Origin of the sequence: Pseudomonas sp. Y39-6 (genome assembly GCF_023651955.1) — a bacterium.
GTDB classification, from domain to species: domain Bacteria; phylum Pseudomonadota; class Gammaproteobacteria; order Pseudomonadales; family Pseudomonadaceae; genus Aquipseudomonas; species Aquipseudomonas veronii.
Window position 1 is genome coordinate 4,036,648 of record NZ_CP069594.1, and the last position, 21,532, is coordinate 4,058,179.

Below are 21,532 nucleotides of genomic sequence, written 5' to 3' on the forward strand. Positions count from 1 at the left end.
CCATGAGCGAGCATTTTTCCACCCGCGACGGCAGCGCCATCGTCGCCGACCTGGTCAGCGTGATCGTGGCCAACCGTGAGTACCTCAGCGAAATCGACGGCGCGATTGGCGACGGCGACCACGGCATCAACATGGCCAAGGGCTTCGCCCATTGCGGGCGCGCGATCGAAGGCCGCCAACTGAGCCTGGCCGAAGCCCTGGACGAACTGACCCTGAGCCTGATGGAAGGCATCGGCGGCTCCATGGGGCCGTTGTACGGCAGCCTGTTTATCGGCATGGCCGATGAAGTGCGCGGCTGCGAAGACATCGACGCGGCCACCTTCGCCCACCTGCTGCGCGGCGGCCTGACCTCGTTGCAAGACATCACCGAGGCCGGCGTGGGTGACAAGTGCCTGATGGACACCTTGATCCCGGCGGTCGAAGCGTTCGAGCGGGCCCATGCGCAGGGGGCGTCCTTCGGCGATGCGCTCGACGCGATGAAAACCGCCGCCTCACAGGGGCGCGACTCGACCAAGGACCTGGTGGCCAAGATCGGCCGCGCCAGCCGCCTGGGCGAACGCTCACTGGGCGTGCTGGATGCCGGCGCGGTGTCGTGCTGCCTGATCCTCACCCGCCTGGCCGATTCCGTGCAGCCGCGGCTGGTGTAACGCCTCAGGCTGGCGCTTGCTTGACCTGCTGGATATACCGCGCCACCGCCGGCGCTTGCTCGAAGCGCCGGTGAATCAACGACAGCCACGACGCCGCCTCACTGCCCTGGATACTGCGATAGACCACGCCCGGCAGACTCACATGCCCGACCACCGACGCCGGCACCACAGCCACGCCCTGCCCCAACGACACCAATGCCACCACCGCGACCAACCCGCCCGGCTGCGGCCCCAGGCGCGGCGCATAACCGCCTTGGGCGGCGACGTGCAACGTGCCGCTGATCTGCTCCGGCAGGATAAACGTCTCGTTTTGCAGATGCTCGCAACCGATGCCCTTCAACCCCAGTAACCAGGAATCCTGGGGCAGCGCCAGCACGAAACCTTCGCGGTGCAGGCGTACCGCCTCCACGCCGTCGGGCAACGTCATCGGCGAACGGATGTAGCCTATGTCGTAGCGCCCATCCGCCACCGCGCCGGGCAAGGTCGCCATCGCACATTCGCGCACGTTCACGCTGACGTCGGGAAACGCCTGGCTGAACCCGTGCATTTGTCGCTGCAACAACCCGGAATACACCGCCGAAGCCACGTAGCCCAATTCGATGTGGCCGGTCTCGCCACGCCCGGCACGCTGGGCACTGCGCTGGGCAAATTCGAATTGACGCACGGTGGCTTCGGCCTCGACCAACAGCGCGGCGCCGGCTTCGGTCAGGCTGACTTCGCGCTGCTGACGGATAAACAAGCGCGTGCCCAGGCTGGTTTCCATGTCCTGGATCTGCCGGCTCAAGGTCGGCGGGGCGATGCCCAACTGCTCGGCGGCGCGAGTGAAGTTGCGCTGTCGGGCCACGGCCAGGAAGTAGCGAAAATGGCGGATGTCCATACGAGGATTAGCTCAAAGGTAATGAAGTGCTTCGCCGTGGCTAACAAAGGCAGCAGCGTGCGGGGATAAGCTCAAGGTACTTCAACAGTAGAGAGCCCTTGCGATGTCCGTCAACTGTCTTTTCCATATTGCCTGTAGGGTAATTACAGCATGAGCCGGGTCAGTCCACGCCTGACACTGCTGACCGCTTCCGGCGTCTGCTCGCTGATTGTGCTCGACACCAATATCGTCGCCGTCACCCTGCCGAGTATCGCCCGCGACCTGGGGGCCAACTTCGCGGATATCGAGTGGGTGGTCAGCGCCTATATGCTCGCCTTCGCCGCGCTGTTGTTGCCCGCCGGCAGCGTCGCCGACCGCTTCGGCCGCAAGAGGAGCCTGATCTGGGGCCTGGGTATTTTCATCCTCGCCTCCCTCGGCTGCGGCGCCGCGCCCAGCGCGCTGTGGCTGGATATCGCGCGCGCCGTCAAAGGCGTCGGCGCCGCGCTGCTGCTCACCTCGGCGCTCGCCTCCATTGGCCACACCTTCCACGACGAAGTGGAACGGGCCAAGGCCTGGGCGTTCTGGGGCGCGTGCATGGGCGTGGCAATGACCGCCGCACCGACCCTCGGCGGCTTGATCACCGAGTACCTGGGCTGGCGCTGGATTTTCTACCTCAACCTGCCGGTGGGCCTGGGGTTGATGGCGCTGGTGCTGCACGCCATCCCCGAGTCCCGAGATACCCTGGCTGCGCGGCTCGACCCGTGGGGCAGCCTGGCGTTCAGCGCCAGCCTGCTGTGTTTGATCTGGGGGTTGATCGAGGCCAACCGCATCGGCTGGGACAACCCGCTGACCTACGCGCGCCTGCTCGGTGGCGGGTTGCTCCTGGGCGTGTTCGTGCTGGTCGAGCGGCTGCAGCAGCGGCCGATGGTCGACCTGCAACTGTTCCGTCACCCGCGCTTTATCGGCGCCCTGCTGGGCATGTTCGCCTACGCCGGCTGCGCCCAGGTGATGATGACGTTGCTGCCGTTTTACCTGCAGAACGGCCTGGGCTTTTCGGCGATTGCCTCGGGCCTGGGCATGCTGCCGTTCGCGCTGACAATGCTGATTGGCCCACGGATCGGCGCACGCCTGGCGCGACGCTTGGCGCCGGCGACCATGATGGCCAGCGGTTTGACCCTCGTCGGCTGCGGCAACCTGTTGAGCGCCTGGGCGCTGAATGTCGGCGGCTACCTGCCCTTCGCCCTGGCGATTGCAGTCACCGGGGCCGGTGCCGGTTTGCTCAACGGTGATACGCAGAAAAACATCATGGCCTGCGTGCCACGGGAGCGTGCGGGGATGGCCTCGGGCATGAGCACCACCATGCGCTTCAGCGCGATCATGTTGGCGATTGGCGTGTATGGGGCACTGCTGAGCAGCCACAGCGAACAGTTGTTGCGCGCAAGTATCGACCCGCAATGGCAGGCGCAGGTGGCGGGAATCGCTTCGCGGGTGGTGGCGGGTGATATGCCGGCGGCGCTGAACCTGGTGCCCGAGGCGGCGCGGGTGAGGCTGCAACCGCTGGCGCGGCAGGCATTTGTGGACGGGTTCAGCGGGGTGTTGTGGGTGGCAGGGTTATTGGGATTGCTCGGAGCGCTGGTGGTGGGGAGGCTGATGCGCAAGCCGATACCCACACCGAACTAAATGTGGGAGGGGCAAGCGCCCTCCCACAGGTATTACCTATACCCCAAAGAGGCTTACCAGAACCGCTGCTGGGTCAACCGGCTCCACCAGGTCAGCAGCACGCGGTCCACCGAACCGCTGGCCGCCAGGCCCACGCGCTCTTGCAGGCTCTTGCGCTCAGAGTAATGCAGGTGGAATACCTCGGCGGTCTTGGCCTTGGTGGCCAGGTATTCGTCGCTGGTTTGCAGCTCGTCGACCAGTTGCTTGTCGAGGGCTGCAACACCCAGCCACACTTCCCCGGTCGCCACTTCGTCGATCGCCAGCTGCGGGCGATAGCGCGACACGAAGTTCTTGAACAACTGGTGAGTGATGTCCAGGTCTTCCTGGAACTTCTCCCGGCCCTTATCGGTGTTTTCGCCAAACACGGTGAGGGTGCGTTTGTATTCGCCGGCGGTCAGCACTTCAAAGTCGATATCGTGCTTTTTCAACAGGCGGTTGACGTTGGGCAACTGCGCCACCACCCCGATGGAACCGAGGATCGCGAACGGTGCGCTGATGATCTTCTCGCCAATGCACGCCATCATGTAGCCGCCGCTGGCCGCGACCTTGTCGATGCACACGGTCAACGGCACGCCCGCCTGGCGAATCCGCGCCAGTTGCGACGACGCCAACCCGTAGCTGTGAACCATGCCGCCGCCGCTTTCCAGGCGCAGCACCACTTCGTCCTTGGGCGTGGCCAGGCTCAGCAAGCCAGTGATTTCATGACGCAGGCTCTCGGTGGCCGAGGCCTTGATGTCGCCGTCGAAGTCGAGCACGAACACCCGTGGCTTGGCCTCGGGTTTCTTTTTGCTGTTCTTCTTTTCGGCTTTGCTTTCAGACTTGCGCAGGGCCTTGAGCTGATCCTTGTCGAGCACGGTCGATTCAAGGCGCTCGCGCAGGCCTTTGTAGAAATCATTCAGCTTGCTGACCTGCAACTGGCCAGCCGATTTGCGACGACCTTTGCTGCGCAGTGCCGCGAAGCTGATCAGTACCACCAGAATCGCGACCACCAGGGTGACGGTCTTCGCCAGAAAGCTCGCGTATTCAGCCAAAAAATCCATGTGTCTCCTTAACAATGCACGGCGCCAGGCGCGGATCGCCCAAGCATACCGACGGGACCGCCGGGGAGCCAGTGCTCAAACCGCCAGCAGGCAGGCGCTCTAACACGCTTTTAAAACAAGCGTATGTTTTTTCATTGACAGCTCGCAGGCATCCTCATAACCTCGCCAGACTTTCAACGTACCGGGAAAACGGACGTGGGCAGCATCTATCTGATTCGACATGGCCAGGCCTCCTTCGGTGCAGACGACTATGACGTCCTGTCGCCCGTCGGCGTGGAACAAGCGCAAATCCTCGGTCGCCACCTGGCAGACATGGGCGTGACGTTCGACCGCTGCGTCGCCGGCGACCTGCGCCGCCAGCAGCACACCGCCACGGCCGCGTTCGATCAATACAGCGCCCTCGGCCTGGCGGTTCCAGCCCTGGAAGTCGACAGCGCCTTCAACGAATTCGACGCCGACGCGATCATCCGCGCCCTGCTCCCCGACCTGCTCACCCGCGAACCCGACGCCCTGGACATCCTGCGCAACGCCGCGCAGAACCGCAGCGAGTTCCAGCGCATCTTCGCCCTGATCATCGAGCGCTGGGTGGCCGGCACTTACGATACGCCGGGGCTGGAAAGCTGGCTGGGGTTTGTCGAGCGCGTCCAGGGTGGCCTGCAGCGTCTGCTGGAAGCGGCCGACAACACGCACAAGATCGCCGTGTTCACCTCCGGCGGCACTATTACTGCCCTGCTCCACCTGATTACCCGGATGCCGGTCGCCCAGGCCTTCGAACTGAACTGGCAAATTGTTAACACCTCGCTCAACCAGCTGAAATTCCGCGGTCGCGAGGTGGCACTGGCTTCCTTCAACAGTCATACCCACTTGCAACTGTTGAAGGCGCCGCAGCTCATCACTTTCCGATGAAGTGCGGCCAACCGTGACCCCAAGGTCGCTGGACTCTACCCTAAAGGATCGAAACCATGACTGACGTAGCTAAAGCCGTAGAAGCAATGAAAGCCAAATTCAACCCAGCCGCTGCTGCCGGCCTGGACCTGGTATTCGGTTTCTGTATCGATGACAGCGAACACTTCTCGCTGATCGTCAAAGACGGCACCTGTGAACTGCAGAAAGGCGAAAACCCAGACGCCCTGGTGACCCTGGTCATGAACGGCGAAACACTGAAAGGCATCGTCAGCGGCGAAACCGACGGCATGCAGGCCTTCATGAACGGCAACCTGCGCACCGAAGGCGACATGATGCTGGCGATGAAGCTGAGCGATCTGTTCCCTTCCTGAGAACGCTGGCTGTAACGCACGCATTGAAACGACAAATCCCGCCAATGGCGGGATTTGTCGTTTCTCGGCCGGCGATCAGCGGCGTCGACTTTCTTGAACTGCTCCAAATCTGGTGGGGGATGGCAGCGTTCGCCATGTTCTACATCCCTGTAAAAGTCGGGGCGGCGAATTTACCCGATTCAAGGCATGGACGGTACATGCAACAGCAACGCCACCAACGCACTCCACCCCGTCTGGTGTGACGCCCCCAACCCGCGCCCGGTCTCCCCATGGAAATACTCATGGAACAACACCAGATCACGACTGGCCGGGTCCGCCTCCAACTGCGCATACCCGGCCATCGACGGACGCAGGCCATTGTCATCCCTGAGGACCAATCGGCTCAGACGCTGGCTGAGGCTGTCGGCGACTTCCTCCAGGGACGACAGATAACCACTGCCCGTCGGGTACTCCACCGAGAAGTTATCCGCGTAGTACCGATGAAACTCGCGCAACGATTCGATCAGCATGTAATTCACCGGCATCCACAACGGCCCGCGCCAGTTGGAATTGCCGCCGTACAAACGCGAATCGGATTCACCGGGTTGGTAGCGCGCGCACAACGTGTCGCCGTTCATCTTCAGCGCCAGGGGCTGCTCGGCAAAGGCCTTGGACATTGAGCGCACGCCAAACGCCGAAAGAAACTCATCGTCATCCAGCATGCGCCGCAGCAAGTCCTTGGTGCGCTCGCCGCGCAATAACGCCAGCAACAGGCGATTGCCCTGCCCCGGTTCGTTCCAACGCGAGACCAGCTTGGCCAGGTCCGGCCGGTGGTGCATGAAGCCCAACAACCGCTCACGCAAGCCTTCGAGGCCCTCATGCTCGCGCTGTTCCAGCACCAGCACGGCGAACAGCGGCATCAGGCCGACGATGGAACGCAGGCGCACCGGTTCGTTCTGACCGTCGGGACGGTGCAGTACGTCGTAGAAGAACAGGTCCTGTTCGTCCCACAGGCCCTCGGCGCTGTCGTCGACACGGTTGATCGCGCCAGCGATATACAGGAAGTGCTCGAAAAACTTCACCGCGATATCGACGTACACAACATTGCGCTTGGCCAGTTCCAGCGCGATACGCATCAGGTCCAGCGCATACGCCGCCACCCACGCCGTGCCGTCGGCCTGATCCAGTTGGTAGCCCGGCGGCAGTGCGGCCGAGCGGTCGAACAAGGCGATATTGTCCAGGCCGAGGAACCCACCCTGAAACAGGTTGCGCCCTTCGGCATCCTTGCGGTTGACCCACCAGGAGAAATTCAACAGCAACTTGTGGAAGATCCGCTCCAGGAAATCCATGTCGCCGACGCCGGTCAACGCCTTGTCCTGCTGATACACCCGCCAACAGGCCCAGGCATGCACCGGCGGGTTGGCGTCGTCGAAGCGCCATTCATAGGCCGGCAACTGGCCGTTGGGGTGCATGAAGCGGTCCTTCACCAGCAGCAACAGTTGTTGCTTGGCATACCCCGGATCGATCAGCGCCATGGCCACCGCCTGAAAGCCCTGGTCCCAGGAGGCATACCACGGGTATTCCCAGGTGTCGGGCATGGAGAGGATGTCGAAGTTGGACAGGTGCCGCCAATGGCTATTGCGCCGTTGCAGGCGTTCGGGCGGCGGCGCGGGTTGGGTCGGATCGCCGTCGAGCCATTGGTTCACGTCGAAATAATAGAGCTGCTTGGACCACAGCAAACCGGCCAGGGCCTGGCGCTGCACATTGCGCGCGTCGGCGTCGGCGATACCCTGTTGCAACGCGGCGTAGAAGTCATCGGCTTCCTGGCGGCGCTGTTCAAACAGCTTGCGCGCATTGACCTCGGGCGCGTCCTTGGGCGCAAAGCGCAGATACACGACTTTGCGCTCCAGACCCGCCAACTCCAGGACGAAACGCGCGGCCGCCTTGGTGCCGCTGTCGCGGCGAATCGCGGTTTCCTGCCCCGCCACCACGTAATCGTTGATCCCATCCTTGAACGGCCCCGGCGCCGGTTGCCCGTCCAGCTTGGGGGCGTTGCTTTCGTTTTCGCAGAACAGCCATTCGACGCCGTCCTGGCCCCAGGCGCTGAGGTGGCGGTCCGGCAATTCATGATGCCGCGCCAGCACGCGCTCGCCGTCCAGCCGCAACTGCGGTTTCGGCGCGCCGACGGTCCAGCTCCAATCATTGCGCGCCCACACCTGCGGCAGCACTTGCAGGCGTGTCGGCTGGTCGGAGCGGTTGTGGACGCTGACGCGCATGAAGATATCGTCGGGCTGGTGCTTGGCGTATTCGACGCTGACGTCGCAATACCGGTTGTCTTCGAACACGCCGGTATCGAGGATTTCGTACTCGGCGTCCGCCAGCCCGCGCTGGGCGTTTTCGGCGATCAGGTCGGCGTAGGGAAACGCCGCGTGGGGATATTTGTAGAGCATACGCATGTAGGCATGACTCGGCACACCGTCGACGAAAAAGTACAGTTCCTTGACGTCCTCACCGTGGTTGCCCTCGGCGTTGTTCAGGCCGAACAGGCGCTCCTTGATGATCGCGTCATGCTCGTTCCACAGCGCCAGGCCCAGGCACCAGCGTTGCGCCTTGTCACTGAACCCGGCCAGGCCATCCTCGCCCCAGCGGTAAGCGCGGCTGCGCGCATGTTCGTGCGGGAAGTAACGCCAGGCATCGCCGTCGGCGCTGTAGTCCTCGCGCACCGTGCCCCATTGGCGTTCGCTCAGGTACGGGCCCCACTCGCGCCAGCACTCGGCGGAATCGGCGGCCAGGCGCTGGCCTTCAGTGGTTTGCACAATAGTGGCGCTCATCCAATCCTCCCTCAGCCATCGCGTAAGGCCAGTGTAGAACCCATTCCCGGCGGGATGCACATGAAGACGGTTTTACCCCACTCATTCGTTTGCAGAATGAAGTCCAGAGGAATCTTCGTTTGCGCGGGCCTGCGGCGCCCAACAGAATCGGGGGTAACGGCATTCATTACTCTTACCGCAGCCAGGAATTTTTCTATGCCCAGCACCGCGTTTATCAGCCCCGACGACATCCGCAAAGGTTTTTCCAAGGCCATGTCCGACATGTACCGCGATGAAGTGCCCCTGTACGGCGCGCTGATGGAGCTGGTGGCCGACATCAACCGCCGCGTGCTCGACGCCGACCCGAGCCTGGCGCAACAACTGCAACGGACCGGCGAAATCCAGCGCCTGGACATGGAACGCCACGGCGCCATTCGCCTGGGTACCGCCGCCGAACTGGCGACCATCCGCCGCCTGTTCGCGGTGATGGGCATGCAACCGGTGGGCTACTACGACCTGACCCCGGCCGGCGTGCCGGTGCATTCCACCGCATTTCGCGCCGTGCATGAATGCGCGCTGCAAACCAGCCCGTTTCGCGTATTCACCTCGTTGCTGCGCCTGGAACTGATCGAGAACCCCGAACTGCGCGCCTTCGCCGAAGCCGCCCTGGCCAAGCGTTCGATCTTCACCTCCGGCGCCCTCGCCCTGATCGAACAAGCGGAACGCGATGGCGGCCTCAACGCTGACGACGCCGAGACATTCATCCGCCAGGCCCTGGAAACCTTCCGCTGGCACCACACCGCCACCGTCACCGCCGCGCAGTACCGGCAACTGAGCGACCAGCATCGCCTGATCGCCGACGTGGTGGCCTTCAAGGGCCCGCACATCAACCACCTGACCCCGCGCACCCTGGATATCGACCAGGTCCAGGCCGCCATGCCCGGCAAAGGCATCACCCCCAAAGCCGTGATCGAAGGCCCGCCGCGCCGCCACTGCCCGATCCTGCTGCGCCAGACCAGCTTCAAGGCCCTCGACGAAACCATCGCCTTCACCGACGCCCAAGGCAGCCACAGCGCGCGTTTCGGCGAAATCGAACAACGCGGCGTCGCCCTCACACCCAAAGGCCGCACGCTGTACGACCAACTGCTGAATGCCGCCCGCGACGCACTCGGCGCCTTCCCCAACGAAGCCAACGCCGCGCATTACATGCACTTGATGGAACAGCACTTCCAGGCCTTCCCGGACGACCACACACAAATGCGCGAACAAGGCCTGGCCTACTTCCGCTACTTCGCCACCGACAAAGGCCTCGCGGCACGCGGCCAAGCCGACCAACCGCGCACGCTGGACGCGCTGATCGCCGCCGGTCACGTCGATGTAGAACCGCTGGTGTATGAGGATTTTCTGCCGGTGAGTGCCGCGGGGATTTTCCAGTCGAACCTGGGGGATGCAGCGCAAAATCACTACACGGCCAACTCGAACCAGGCCGAATTCGAACAGGCACTGGGGCGCAAGACCCTTGATGAGTTGGCGCTGTATGCCGAGACGCAACAACGCTCGATGGATGAATGCACTCACACGCTACTGGCCTGAAACAAACTGCCCGCCCGGCTCAGCAGCGCAATCCTCGCGCCCTATAACCCCCCAGAGCCGGGTGGACGGCGGGCATCATAAGTATCGGCGGGAAGGATGTCGTTCAGCCAAATCTGAAAAAATGTGCAAGGGAGCGACTGACGCGCTCCCTGCGGGGTGAATGGATCGCGCGCTTTACTCCAGCAAACCCTTGATCTCATCTTTAACCAACAAGCGTTTTTCCTTTAACTTCTTCAGTTCCTCATCGCTGCCGGCCGCCTTTTCAGCGCTCACCACCAGTTCGTCGACGGCGTTGTATTTATCAAACAGCGCGTTCAGACGCGGATTTTTCGCCCGGTGTCCATCGACTTCGTCCTTGCTCAAACCCAAGTCCTGATACAGGTCGTGTTTCACTGGCATGGCCTACCTCCGCAAGTTGATCAATGATTACGCCCTTGAAGCTAGCCCATTCCAGGGGGTCTTGTCATGTTTGCGGGCAAACCAGTTCCGTTCGTCGCTACACCGGCGATGGAATCAAACCTTTGCCGCGCCCTGCCCTCCACTGTAGATCGCCACCCGAGGGAGACCGGTTTCATGAATCACGCCGCCACCGCTGTCGACACCCAATGCATCAACACCCTGCGCACCCTGGCCATGGATGCCGTGCAGAAGGCCAATTCCGGCCACCCCGGCACGCCCATGGGCCTGGCGCCGGTGGGGTATACGCTGTGGAGTCGCTTCCTGCGTTATCACCCGGAGCATCCCGACTGGCCCAACCGCGACCGTTTTGTGTTGTCGGTGGGGCATGCATCGATGCTGCTGTATTCGTTGCTGCACCTGGCCGGCGTGGTCGAGATCGATGCCCAGGGCCAGCGCTCGGGGCTGCCGGCGATCAGCCTGGACGATATCCAGCAGTTCCGGCAGATGGGTTCCAAGACCCCAGGCCACCCCGAGTACCGCATGACCACCGGCGTAGAAACCACCACCGGCCCCCTCGGCCAGGGGTGCGCCAACAGCGTCGGCATGGCCATGGCCGGGCGCTGGTTGGGCGAGCGCTTCAACCGCGACGGCCAAGTGCTGTTCGACTACAACGTCTACACCCTGTGCGGCGACGGCGACATGATGGAAGGCATCAGCAGCGAAGCCGCCTCCCTGGCCGGGCATTTGCGGTTGGACAACCTGTGCTGGATCTATGACAACAACACCATCAGCATCGAAGGCCACACCGAACTGGCCTTCAGCGAGGACGTGATCCAGCGTTTCCAGGCCTATGGCTGGCACACCTTGCATGTGACCGATGCCAACGACCTGAGTGCTCTGAGCACGGCGCTGGAAACCTTCCAGCACAATACCGGTGCGCCGACCCTGATCGTGGTCGACAGCGTGATCGGCTACGGCTCGCCGCACAAACACAACACCGCCGCTGCCCATGGCGAGCCGCTGGGCGAGGCGGAGATCCGCCTGACCAAGGCCGCGTATGGCTGGCCGGAAGACGCCAGCTTCCTGGTGCCCGAGGAGGCGCGCACGGTGTTGCGTGATGCATTGCACGCGCGGGCCGAGCCGTTGTACCGACAGTGGCAGCAAACCCTGGCGTCCCTCGACCCGCAACTGACCGACGAACTGCAACGCATGCGCGCCGGGAACATGCCCGAGCAATGGCAGGCTGAACTGCCCAGCTTCGACCCCGACGCCAAGGGCGTGGCCAGCCGTGCCGCCGGCGGCGCGGTGCTGAATGCCTTCGCCCGGCAGATTCCCTGGCTGCTGGGCGGTTCGGCGGATTTGTCGCCGTCGACCAAAACCAACCTGACCTTCGACGGCGCCGGACGTTTCAGTGCCGACGACTACAGCGGACGCAACCTGCACTTCGGCATCCGTGAACATGCCATGGGGGCGATCGCCAATGGCATGGCGCTGTCCTACCTGCGCCCGTACACCTCGACGTTCCTGGTGTTCAGCGACTACATGAAGCCGCCGATCCGCCTCGCGGCAATCATGGAATTGCCGGTGGTGTTCGTGTTTACCCATGACTCGATCGGCGTCGGCGAAGACGGCCCGACACACCAGCCGATCGAACACCTGAGCCAACTGCGCGCCACGCCGGGGTTGCTGACCCTGCGTCCCGGCGACGCGAATGAAACCCTGGAACTGTGGAAGGTTGCCCTGGCCCAGACTCACCGGCCGAGCTGCATGGTGTTGTCGCGCCAACCGCTGCCGACTCTGGACCGCACGCAGTACGCAGCCGCGTCCGGTGCCGCCCAGGGAGCCTATGTGCTGGCCGGCGCCGCACACCCCGAGGTCATCCTGCTGGCAACCGGCAGCGAAGTCAGCCTGGCGGTGGCGGCGTATGAACAGCTCAAAGGCGAAGGCATTGCCGCGCAGGTGGTCTCGATGCCCAGCTGGGAGCTGTTCGAAGAGCAGCCCACCGCCTACCGCGACAGCGTACTGCCGCCAGCGGTGACCGCGCGGGTGGTGGTGGAACAGGCCGGCCCCTTGGGCTGGGACCGCTATGTCGGACAGACCGGCGCCAAAGTGGTGATGAACAGCTTTGGCGCATCGGCGCCCCTGGCCAAGTTGCAGGAGAAGTTCGGGTTTACCGTGGAGAATGTGGTGAAGCTGGCCAAGCAACAGATCCAACGGCAGGAACATTGATCACAACGGTGACTGACACTCCGCTATCGGGGGCAAGCCCCCTCCCACATTGACCGCATTCCCTTGGTTGATCGGCGGGGTTAGTGGCATTTGCTCATGCTCGGGTGCCGGCGGTGAGCCCCACTCTCCCATGTGGGAGGGGGCTTGCCCCCGATAGCGGTGCATCAGTCACTGCATGAGTACCTGAACCACTGAAGTGCGCCCCATTGATGGTCAGACCAGCTCTCGGGCGAGGAACGGCGCGGTGCGGCTTTTCTTGCTCTTCGCCACCTGTCGCGGCGTGCCGCTGGCAACCACCTTGCCGCCCAGGTCCCCAGCGCCCGGCCCGATATCAATCACCCAGTCACTCTGGGCCACCACGCGCATTTCATGCTCCACCACAACCACCGTATGCCCGGCGTCGACCAGATGGTTCAACTGGCGGAGCAAGCGGTCCACATCCCGTGGGTGCAGGCCGGTCGTCGGCTCGTCCAGCACATACAAGGTGGCGCCCCGGGCATTGCGTTGCAGTTCGGTGGCCAGCTTGATGCGCTGCGCTTCGCCCCCGGACAGTTCCGTCGCCGGTTGGCCGAGGCGCAGATAGCCCAGGCCGATGTCGCGCAGCACCAGCAACGACCGCAGCACTCCCGGCTGCTCGGCAAACACCTCCACCGCCTGCTCGACGGTCAAGCCGAGCACTTGGGCAATGTTCAAACCTTGCCATTGGATCGCCAGGGTCTCGGGGTTGTAGCGCGCCCCGTGGCAAGTCGGGCACGGCGCATACACGCTGGGCATGAACAGCAACTCAACGCTGACGAACCCTTCGCCCTCGCAATTCGCGCAGCGGCCCTTGGCGACATTGAAAGAAAACTGCCCCGCATCGTAATCGCGCTGCTTTGCGGCCGCTGTGGCAGCGAACAGTTTGCGCACGTTGTCGAACAGCCCGGTGTAGGTCGCCAGGTTGGAGCGCGGGGTGCGGCCGATGGGTTTCTGGTCCACCTGCACCAGCCGGTGAATCCGTTCCAGCCCGGCGCTGATGCACCCGCCGCTGGTGGGCGGGGCATCGTCTTCCAGGCTCGGTTCGTCGTCGCTTTCCGGCACGCGGCCGAGGCCGCTGCCCACCAACTCCAGCAGCGCCTGGCTGACCAGGCTGGATTTGCCCGAGCCGGAAATACCGGTCACCGCAGTGAAGCAACCCAGCGGGAAATCGACACTCAAATCCTTGAGATTATTACGTGTGACGCCCTCCAGGCTCAGCCAGCCGGCCGGTTCGCGGCGCCGGGGATTGGCCGGGCGCCGTTCGGCAAACAGGTACTCACGGGTCTGCGACGCTTCAACCTGCGCCAAACCCGCCGGAGGTCCGCTGTACAACACTTGCCCGCCGTGTTCACCGGCCGCCGGGCCGACGTCGATCAGCCAGTCGGCGCGGCGCATGGTTTCCAGGTCGTGCTCCACCACAAACAACGAATTGCCGGCGGCTTTCAAACGCGCCAACGCAGTGAACAGCGCTTCGCCATCTGCCGGGTGCAGCCCCGCCGACGGCTCATCCAGCACATAGATCACGCCGAACAACTGCGAGCCCAGTTGCGTAGCCAGGCGCAAGCGCTGCAACTCGCCGGACGACAAGGTCGGCGTGCTGCGCTCCAGGGACAGATAGCCCAGCCCCAGCTCGGTCAGGGTGCTGACCCGTTCGAGCAGATCCTCGGCGATGCGCTGGGCGGCCAGGCGCTTTTCCAGCGACAGTTTCATCGTGTCCTGCCCCGCCGCCACCGGCCGCAGCAGCTCGGCCAATTGAGTCAGCGACAGTTGCGAGAGTTCGCCGATGTCCACCCCGGCAAACTTCACCGACAACGCCGCCTGGGTCAGCCGCTTGCCGTCGCACAACGGGCAGGCGCTGCCCTGCATGAACTGCGCGACACGCTTTTTCATCAGCGCACTTTGGGTGTGGCTGAAGGTGTGCAGGATATAGCGCCGCGCGCCGCTGAACGTGCCCTGGTAGCTCGGCTCCAGCTTGCGTTTCAGCGCCTCGCGGGTCTGCTCCGGGGTGAAACCGGCGTACACCGGCACGGTCGGGGTTTCTTCGGTAAACAGGATCCAGTCGCGCTGCTTTTTCGGCAAATCACGCCACGGGATGTCGACGTCATAGCCCAGGGTCACCAGGATGTCGCGCAGGTTCTGGCCTTGCCACGCCAAGGGCCAGGACGCGACCGCACGCTGGCGGATGGTCAGCGAGGGATCGGGCACCATCAGCGCCTCGGTCACCTCATACACGCGGCCCAGGCCGTGGCATTGCGGGCAGGCGCCCTGGGGCAGGTTCGGCGAAAAATCCTCGGCATACAGCATCGCCTGCCCCGGCGGATAACTGCCGGCGCGCGAATAGAGCATGCGGATCAGGCTGGACAACGTCGTGACACTGCCCACCGACGAACGCGCACTCGGCGTGCCGCGCTGTTGTTGCAGGGCCACGGCAGGCGGCAGGCCTTCGATGGAGTCCACATCGGGCACGCCGACCTGATCGATCAGGCGTCGCGCATAGGGCGCCACCGATTCGAAATAGCGCCGCTGGGCCTCGGCATACACCGTGGAAAATGCCAGGGACGACTTGCCGGAACCCGACACGCCGGTAAACACCACCAGGGCATCCCGGGGGATATCCACATCGACGTTACGCAGGTTATGTTCGCGAGCGCCGCGAACCCGGACGAACCCAAGGTGTTGGGCATTGATCTGAGGGATGTTGCGCGATGAAGTCATGGTCAACCTTGTGGTGCGGCAAGCACGCGGCGCACCCGATGCGTCTGGGTTTCGGGGTTATAGGGCTTGCTCAGCAGATGAATGTCGGGGCTCAGCAGGTGCGGGATTTCGTTTCATTGCATATAGCTTATCCACGCAGGCCGGGGCAACTGCGCTCAGTGAAAATCCCGGCTGCGCACAGCGATGCCTTGCAGCAACGGCGACAGGTCGGTGAGGCGCCCGGCGATCAGGTGCCGCACCTCGCCCACCGCCTCCCAGCGCCCGTCCACCTTGAGCAGGCGCGAGCCGACCAGGGCCTGGCGCTGACGTTCTGCCAGGTCACGCCAGACCACCACATTCAGGTTGCCGAATTCATCCTCCAAGGTGACAAAGGTCACACCGCTGGCGGTGCCGGGGCGCTGGCGACCGGTCACCAGGCCGGCGACGCTGACAGTGCGGCCATGCTCCACCGCCATCAGCTCACGGGAACTGCGGCAGCGCCGTTTGCGCAATTCTTCGCGCAACAACGCCAATGGATGCGGGCCCAGGGTGGTGCCGAGCGTGGCGTAATCGGCCTGCAGGTCTTCGCCCATCGTGGGTGTCGGCAACTCCACCCGCGCTTCGTCGGGGCTGGGCAGGCCGGCGAACAGCCCGAGTTGTTTGTGTACCCCCGCCACTTCCCAGCGCGCCGTGTGCCGGTTGCCGGCCAACGCCCGCAAGGCTCCGGCATCCGCCAGCAAGGCTTGGGCGCGGGGATCCAGCCCGGCGCGTCGGTCGAGGTCGGCAATGTCGCTGAATGCACGGTGCTCGCGCGCCGCTTCGATCCGTCGCCCATCCTCTTCGCGAAACCCCGCGATCATGCGCAACCCCAGGCGAATCGCCGGTTGCGCGCCAGCGATGGGTTCCAGACTGCAATCCCAGTCACTGGCCTGCACGTCCACCGGGCGGATCTGCAAACGATGGCGCCGCGCGTCCTGCAGGATCTGGTCCGGGCTGTAGAACCCCATGGGCCAACTGTTGATCAACGCACAGGCGAAGGCCGCCGGTTCATGGCATTTGAGCCAGCAACTGGCGTAGGTCAACAAGGCAAAACTGGCGGCGTGGGATTCCGGAAAGCCATAGCTGCCAAAACCCTTGATCTGCTCGAAGATCTGCGCGGCGAAGGCTTCGCTGTAGCCGTTTTTGAGCATGCCGGTGCGCAAGCGTTGCTGGTGCGGTTCAAGGCCGCCGTGACGCTTCCAGGCCGCCATGGAACGGCGCAACTGATCAGCTTCACCGGGGCTGTAATCGGCGGCGACCATGGCGATCTGCATCACCTGTTCCTGGAACAACGGCACGCCGAGGGTGCGTTCGAGCACCGCTTCAAGCTGCGGCGACGGATAGGTGGTGGGCTCCTCTTTGTTCCGCCGCCGCAGGTACGGATGCACCATGCCGCCCTGGATCGGCCCCGGGCGCACGATGGCGACTTCAATCACCAGGTCGTAAAAGGTCTGCGGCTTGAGCCTGGGCAACATCGACATCTGCGCCCGCGACTCGATCTGGAACACGCCGAGGGTGTCGGCCTTGCTGATCATTGCGTAAGTGGCCGGGTCTTCCTTGGGGATCGTCGCCAGGCACAGGTCGTGGCCACGGTGGCGACGCAGCAGGTCGAAACAGCGGCGGATCGCGCTGAGCATGCCCAGGGCGAGGATATCCACCTTGAGCAGGCCGACGGCGTCGAGGTCGTCCTTGTCCCACTGGATGATGGTGCGCTCGGCCATCGCCGCATTTTCCACCGGCACCAGGGTGTCCAGCGGGTGTTCGGAAATCACGAAGCCGCCGGGGTGCTGGGACAGGTGCCGGGGGAAGCCGATCAGTTGCTGGGTCAGCGCGAGTATGCGGCGCAACACCGGGCTGTCGGGGTCGAAACCGCCCTCGCGCAGGCGTTCCAGGGGTGGCGCTTGGTCACTCCAGCGCCCGCAGCACTCGGCCAGGGCATTGACCTGGTCCGGCGGCAAACCCAGGGCCTTGGCCACATCGCGCACCGCGCCGGCACCGTGGTAGCTGCTGACCACCGCCGTCAGTGCTGCGCGGGTGCGGCCGTAGCGCTGGAATACGTATTGCAGCACCTCTTCGCGGCGTTCGTGCTCGAAGTCGACGTCGATGTCCGGCGGCTCGTTACGCTCCCGGGACAGGAAGCGCTCGAACAGCATGTTCATCAGGCTCGGGTTGATCTCGGTGATGCCCAAGGCAAAACACACCGCCGAGTTGGCCGCCGAACCCCGGCCCTGGCACAGGATCGAACGGCTGCGGGCAAAGCGCACGATGTCATGCACCGTGAGGAAATAGCTTTCATAGCCCAGCTCGCTGATCAGTTCCAACTCGCGGTCGATCTGCTGCCGGGTCTTGGCGTCGACCCCTTGCGGCCAGCGCCGGGCGATGCCTTCTTCGGTGACGGCGCGCAGCCAGGATCGGGCGTCATGGCCGGCGGGCACCAGCTCACGCGGATAGTGGTAGCGCAGTTGGCTGAGGTCGAAGGTGCAACGGCGCGCGATGGCCAGTGTTTCGTCGAGCAACGACGGCGGATACAACGCCTGTAACGCCGACAGGCTGCGCAGATGCCGCTCGCCATTGGGATGCAGGCGCGTGCCGGCTTCGGCCACCGGTACGTGATGGCGGATGGCGGTCATGGTGTCTTGCAGGGCGCGGCGGCCGCGGGCATGCATATGCACATCGCCGCAGGCCACCGCCGGGAGCTGCAGGCTGGCGGCCAGTGCCAGGCGTTGCTCCAGGTGACGCGCATCGTCCTGCCCGCAATGCAGATGCACCGCCAGCCACAGGCGCTCGGCGAAGGTACGGCGCAGCCATTGGATCGAGGCCTGGGTGTCGCTGTCTTCGGCAATCCAGAGCGCCAACAGGCCGGGCAGCGGTTGGTCGAAGTCTTCTGGCAGCAGGCGATAACGGCCCTTCTCCGCCCGTCGTCGGGCCAGGGTGATCAAGCGGCACAGGTGCTGGTAGCCGCTGAGGTCTTCCACCAGCAGTAGCAGTTTCGGGCCGTTTTCGACGCGCATCTCACTGCCGATGATCAGCGGCAAACCCACCGCTTTCGCCGCCTGCCAGGCGCGCACGATGCCAGCCAGGGTGCATTCGTCAGTGATCGCCAGGGCGCTGTAGCCCTCGCGCTTGGCCCGCTCGAACAACTCCAGCGCCGTGGAGGCGCCGCGCTGGAAGCTGAAGTTGGACAGGCAATGCAGCTCGGCGTAACTCATGCGAACCAGCCTTGCAGCCACAGCCCGTCGCATTGTCCCACGGTGCGGTAGGCCCAACCTTGCTGGCCGGCGCGGGTCTGGATCAGGTAATAGTCGCGGCGGATATCGGCGCCATCCCACCAGCCCGATTCGATGCGCTCCGGGCCCTTCAGGATCTGCACGCCCGCCTCGGCCAGCAAGGTCGGCTCGGCGAGCAGCCAGCCGGGGCGTTGCACGTTGTTCAAAGTGGGGCACGGGTTTTTATCGGTCGCCGCTTGCCAGGCACATTCGGGGCGGTGGTCGGCGTGAAAGCGCAGGCCGTGTACCGCCTCATCGCCAAGCCGGGCGCGCAGGCGTTCGCGCAGTTGCGCCCAGGGCAGGGTCTGTTGCGGGCGGTCGTCGAACAGGTCCTGGCGTTGCGGCACGAACACCGGCAGGTCCTGGGCCACCAGGCGAACACCGCGCACGGGGGACGTCACTTGCACCTGCTCCAGACGCCCGCGGGCCAGTTCGAACAGCATCGGCGCTTCACGCTCGGCGCTGAGCAGGCCGACCGGGATCACGCTGTCGGGGGCCTGGGCGTGCTCCAGGTGCAGGGCGAAACGCTGGACGCCACTGTCGCGGCCACAGAGGAAGGCGGACAGGTCGCCGGTCAGGCGGCGCAGCGGGAATAACAGGGCTTGGTGGGATTGCACGTCGTAGTTCAGCTCGATGCGTACATCGAAGCGGTCCGGCGGCTGATAGAAGCCCAGCGCCAACGGCCGCTGCCCGCTCAGGGCATCCAGATGCTTGAGCAACGCCGCATCGAAGCGCCGCGCCAGGGTGTGCCGGGGCAACGCCTGCACCTGGGCCAGGCTGCGCAAGCCCATGCGCGACAAGGCGATAGCGGCCTGCGGGTCCAGGCCGGCGCGGTCGATGGGCAGTGGCGCCAAGGCCTGCATCAACGCGTGATCATCGGCCACGGCCAGGCCATCGTAGCGGTTCGCCAGCACCCGCGCCGCCGCCGGGTTGGGCGCAGCGACGATGCGATGACGAAAGCCCAGCTCGCTCAGCTCTTTGCGCAGACGGGCCTCGAAGCGCGGCCAGGGCCCGAACAGGCCCAGGCTCGACTCGATCTCAAACAGCAAGGCACGCGGGTAAAACACGCTGACCTGGGAACTGAACTGGTAGGCCCAGGCCGCCAGAAACTGCTGCCAGCGTTCGATCTCCACGGGGTCATATTCGGCGCAGGCAAAGGTTTTGACCAGCGCATGCGCCGCCGTCAGCGATTGACCGGAGCGCAGGCCCAAGGCATGCGCGGCCGCGTTGACGGTTTGCAGGACGCGCCGCTGCGGCGTGCCGGCCAGCAGCGCCAGCGGCTCGTGCGGCGTCGGATGCATACGCTGCACCGCGTCCAGCGCCAATTGCGGGAAGACAATACACACCCAGCGCATGCCAACCTCAGTGCCCGGCCAGCGCAATCGGCGCCGGGTGGGCCAGCCCGCCCCGGCACTTGAGCACCCGCACTTGCGCGGGCCGGGCGTCGACCGCCAGGCGCAGAGCGGCCGGCGAGGCGTTGAGCGCGTCACTCAGGGCGCGCCAGGCAAACGCCAGGGTCTGCCCGGTTTCCGCCGCCACCTGCAAGCGCCGCAAGGCACGATCATCGGCCTTGCGCGGCCAGCACAACACCGCACCGCAACTGCCCGAACGCAGGCACTGCTCGACCGCCCACAACGCATCCCGCTCCTCGGCCCGGACCACCGTGAGCTGACGCAAATCCACCCCGGCGTTCTGCCAGGCGTGGGGGTACGGCGTGTAGGGCGGCGCCACCAGCACTATGCGCTCCCCCGCCGCCGACAAACGCGCCAGGGTCGGCAACACCAGTTGCAGTTCGCCCACGCCGTCCTTGGCCATGAGGATTTCGCTGAGGGCCGACTCTGGCCAGCCGCCCGTGGGCAGCACCGCATCCAGCGCCGCCAGCCCCGTGGGGTGAACACTGGCCGGTGGCGCGGCGGGCCGGCCCTTCCACACGCGCCCGCCATTGAACAGCGCGTCCAGGGCAACGACGGCGCCCATCAGCCTTGCCTCACCAGGCCGCAGAACACGCCTTCGATGGCCAGGTCCTGATCGGGCCCGACCACGATGGGTTGATACGCGGGGTTGCGCGGCAGCAGCCGCACGCTGTCGCCATTGCGTTCGAAACGCTTGATGGTGACTTCACCGTCCAGGCGCGCCACCACAATCTGCCCGTTCACGGCTTCGGCACTGCGGCGCACGCCCACCAAATCGCCGTCGAGGATGCCGTCTTCGATCATTGAGTCGCCCTGCACCCGCAACAGATAGTCCGGGGTTTTCGCGAAAGTGGCCGGGTCGAGTTGCAGGCGGCTGTGGACTTCGGCATCGGCGCCGATGGGCAAACCGGCGGCGACACGGCCCAGGACCGGGACGTCCAGCCATTCGGGCCGCGCTGGCGGGTTGAGCAGGCGAATGCCACGGGCCTGGTTGGGGTTGACTTCGATAAAGCCGGCTTCGGTCAGGGCCACAACGTGTTTACGGGCGACGCTGCGGGAGGCGAAGCCGAATGCCTCGGCGATCTCGGCGAGGCTGGGGGATTGGCCTTGTTGCGCGATGCGGTCGCGGATGAAGGTCAGGATGGCGGTGCGGCGGGGGGTTAGGGTTGTCATGGAGTACATTTGTACTCCTGTGGGAAATTTCTGACAAGAGCCGGTAGTCGGGGGTCGGGGTTGGGGTTGTGTGTATATCCGTTATTTAGGTAACGGCAGCTATTGGTTCCGCTCTTACAGCGGGTCACTTTGGAAAAAAAGCCCCAAAGTAACCAAAGGGCTCTTGCCCCACCACTCGGCACCTCGCTAGTGCTCGGTGTGCCCTCACTCCGGCCAGCGTGGTTTGACGGGGCGCCTAAGATCAAGATCAAAAACCAGAGCCAGAGCAGAACGAGTTCTATCTGATCCATGGAGATCAAAATGTAGGAGGGGGCTTGCCCCCGATGGCGGTCTGTCAGCCAATACATGCATGGCTGATCCACTGCCATCGGGGGCAAGCCC

General features: G+C 64.4%; 15 protein-coding genes. 6 read left to right on the forward strand and 9 right to left on the reverse strand.

Annotated features, from left to right (window positions below; genetic code table 11):
• The first annotated feature begins 2 nt into the window (after positions 1-2).
• A complete protein-coding gene (dhaL, locus tag JN756_RS18185; RefSeq protein WP_017846664.1) occupies positions 3-647 on the forward strand; it encodes a dihydroxyacetone kinase subunit DhaL in 645 nt (214 codons plus the stop codon).
• 4 nt (positions 648-651) lie between these two features.
• Here the strand turns inward: dhaL and JN756_RS18190 are convergent, their stop codons facing one another.
• Positions 652-1,524 carry a LysR family transcriptional regulator gene (locus tag JN756_RS18190; RefSeq protein ID WP_046383104.1) on the reverse strand — a complete coding sequence of 291 codons (873 nt, stop codon included), beginning with the start codon at positions 1,522-1,524 and terminating at the stop codon, positions 652-654.
• Between the two features lie 150 nt (positions 1,525-1,674).
• On the opposite strand from JN756_RS18190, the gene JN756_RS18195 reads away from it, so the two are divergent.
• Positions 1,675-3,183 carry an MFS transporter gene (locus JN756_RS18195; protein ID WP_017846666.1) on the forward strand — a complete coding sequence of 503 codons (1,509 nt, stop codon included), beginning with the start codon at positions 1,675-1,677 and terminating at the stop codon, positions 3,181-3,183.
• A gap of 53 nt (positions 3,184-3,236) precedes the next feature.
• Here JN756_RS18195 and sohB read toward each other — a convergent pair whose 3' ends face one another.
• Complete coding sequence (sohB, locus tag JN756_RS18200) at positions 3,237-4,262, reverse strand: protease SohB (RefSeq protein ID WP_057005447.1); 1,026 nt, start codon at positions 4,260-4,262, stop codon at positions 3,237-3,239.
• Positions 4,263-4,457: 195 nt separating this feature from the next.
• On the opposite strand from sohB, the gene JN756_RS18205 reads away from it, so the two are divergent.
• Positions 4,458-5,168, forward strand: a complete 711-nt coding sequence (locus JN756_RS18205; RefSeq protein ID WP_108526394.1) for a histidine phosphatase family protein — start codon at positions 4,458-4,460, stop codon at positions 5,166-5,168.
• A gap of 56 nt (positions 5,169-5,224) precedes the next feature.
• Positions 5,225-5,539, forward strand: coding sequence for an SCP2 sterol-binding domain-containing protein (locus JN756_RS18210; RefSeq protein ID WP_108526392.1), 315 nt, complete (start codon positions 5,225-5,227; stop codon positions 5,537-5,539).
• Between the two features lie 179 nt (positions 5,540-5,718).
• Here JN756_RS18210 and JN756_RS18215 read toward each other — a convergent pair whose 3' ends face one another.
• Positions 5,719-8,349: an MGH1-like glycoside hydrolase domain-containing protein gene (locus tag JN756_RS18215; protein WP_177030554.1), complete on the reverse strand. Its 2,631-nt coding sequence runs from the start codon at positions 8,347-8,349 to the stop codon at positions 5,719-5,721.
• Positions 8,350-8,544: 195 nt separating this feature from the next.
• On the opposite strand from JN756_RS18215, the gene hglS reads away from it, so the two are divergent.
• A complete protein-coding gene (hglS, locus tag JN756_RS18220) occupies positions 8,545-9,921 on the forward strand; it encodes a 2-oxoadipate dioxygenase/decarboxylase HglS (RefSeq protein WP_201021153.1) in 1,377 nt (458 codons plus the stop codon).
• Positions 9,922-10,095: 174 nt separating this feature from the next.
• On the opposite strand, the gene JN756_RS18225 is transcribed toward hglS, so the two are convergent.
• Positions 10,096-10,320, reverse strand: coding sequence for a DUF465 domain-containing protein (locus tag JN756_RS18225; protein ID WP_046383097.1), 225 nt, complete (start codon positions 10,318-10,320; stop codon positions 10,096-10,098).
• Between the two features lie 174 nt (positions 10,321-10,494).
• On the opposite strand from JN756_RS18225, the gene tkt reads away from it, so the two are divergent.
• Entirely contained in the window at positions 10,495-12,549 is a 2,055-nt protein-coding gene (tkt, locus tag JN756_RS18230) for a transketolase (protein ID WP_201021154.1), read from the forward strand.
• Positions 12,550-12,762: 213 nt separating this feature from the next.
• Here the strand turns inward: tkt and uvrA are convergent, their stop codons facing one another.
• From uvrA to lexA, 5 genes are all read right to left on the reverse strand, one after another.
• Positions 12,763-15,282 carry an excinuclease ABC subunit UvrA gene (gene uvrA, locus JN756_RS18235; protein WP_201021155.1) on the reverse strand — a complete coding sequence of 840 codons (2,520 nt, stop codon included), beginning with the start codon at positions 15,280-15,282 and terminating at the stop codon, positions 12,763-12,765.
• 155 nt (positions 15,283-15,437) lie between these two features.
• Entirely contained in the window at positions 15,438-18,530 is a 3,093-nt protein-coding gene (locus JN756_RS18240; RefSeq protein WP_201021156.1) for an error-prone DNA polymerase, read from the reverse strand.
• Entirely contained in the window at positions 18,506-19,921 is a 1,416-nt protein-coding gene (locus tag JN756_RS18245; protein WP_057006075.1) for a Y-family DNA polymerase, read from the reverse strand. Before JN756_RS18245 ends, JN756_RS18240 begins: the two co-directional genes overlap by 25 nt.
• 7 nt (positions 19,922-19,928) lie before the next feature.
• On the reverse strand, positions 19,929-20,543 hold the full coding sequence (gene imuA / locus JN756_RS18250; RefSeq protein WP_046383092.1) for a translesion DNA synthesis-associated protein ImuA: 615 nt from the start codon (positions 20,541-20,543) through the stop codon (positions 19,929-19,931).
• Positions 20,543-21,160 carry a transcriptional repressor LexA gene (gene lexA, locus JN756_RS18255; RefSeq protein ID WP_017846678.1) on the reverse strand — a complete coding sequence of 206 codons (618 nt, stop codon included), beginning with the start codon at positions 21,158-21,160 and terminating at the stop codon, positions 20,543-20,545. The genes imuA and lexA overlap by 1 nt, the downstream gene beginning before the upstream one ends.
• Positions 21,161-21,532 lie beyond the last annotated feature (372 nt).

Bases quoted from the DNA above. Each gene is read 5' to 3' on its own strand.
- sohB (WP_057005447.1), bottom strand. From the start codon at position 4,262: ATGGATTTTTTGGCTGAATACGCGAGCTTTCTGGCGAAGACCGTCACC.
- tkt (WP_201021154.1), top strand. From the start codon at position 10,495: ATGAATCACGCCGCCACCGCTGTCGACACCCAATGCATCAACACCCTG.
- lexA (WP_017846678.1), bottom strand. From the start codon at position 21,160: ATGTACTCCATGACAACCCTAACCCCCCGCCGCACCGCCATCCTGACC.
- imuA (WP_046383092.1), bottom strand. From the start codon at position 20,543: ATGGGCGCCGTCGTTGCCCTGGACGCGCTGTTCAATGGCGGGCGCGTG.
- hglS (WP_201021153.1), top strand. From the start codon at position 8,545: ATGCCCAGCACCGCGTTTATCAGCCCCGACGACATCCGCAAAGGTTTT.
- JN756_RS18190 (WP_046383104.1), bottom strand. From the start codon at position 1,524: ATGGACATCCGCCATTTTCGCTACTTCCTGGCCGTGGCCCGACAGCGC.
- JN756_RS18210 (WP_108526392.1), top strand. From the start codon at position 5,225: ATGACTGACGTAGCTAAAGCCGTAGAAGCAATGAAAGCCAAATTCAAC.
- uvrA (WP_201021155.1), bottom strand. From the start codon at position 15,282: ATGACTTCATCGCGCAACATCCCTCAGATCAATGCCCAACACCTTGGG.
- dhaL (WP_017846664.1), top strand. From the start codon at position 3: ATGAGCGAGCATTTTTCCACCCGCGACGGCAGCGCCATCGTCGCCGAC.
- JN756_RS18225 (WP_046383097.1), bottom strand. From the start codon at position 10,320: ATGCCAGTGAAACACGACCTGTATCAGGACTTGGGTTTGAGCAAGGAC.
- JN756_RS18245 (WP_057006075.1), bottom strand. From the start codon at position 19,921: ATGCGCTGGGTGTGTATTGTCTTCCCGCAATTGGCGCTGGACGCGGTG.
- JN756_RS18195 (WP_017846666.1), top strand. From the start codon at position 1,675: ATGAGCCGGGTCAGTCCACGCCTGACACTGCTGACCGCTTCCGGCGTC.
- JN756_RS18215 (WP_177030554.1), bottom strand. From the start codon at position 8,349: ATGAGCGCCACTATTGTGCAAACCACTGAAGGCCAGCGCCTGGCCGCC.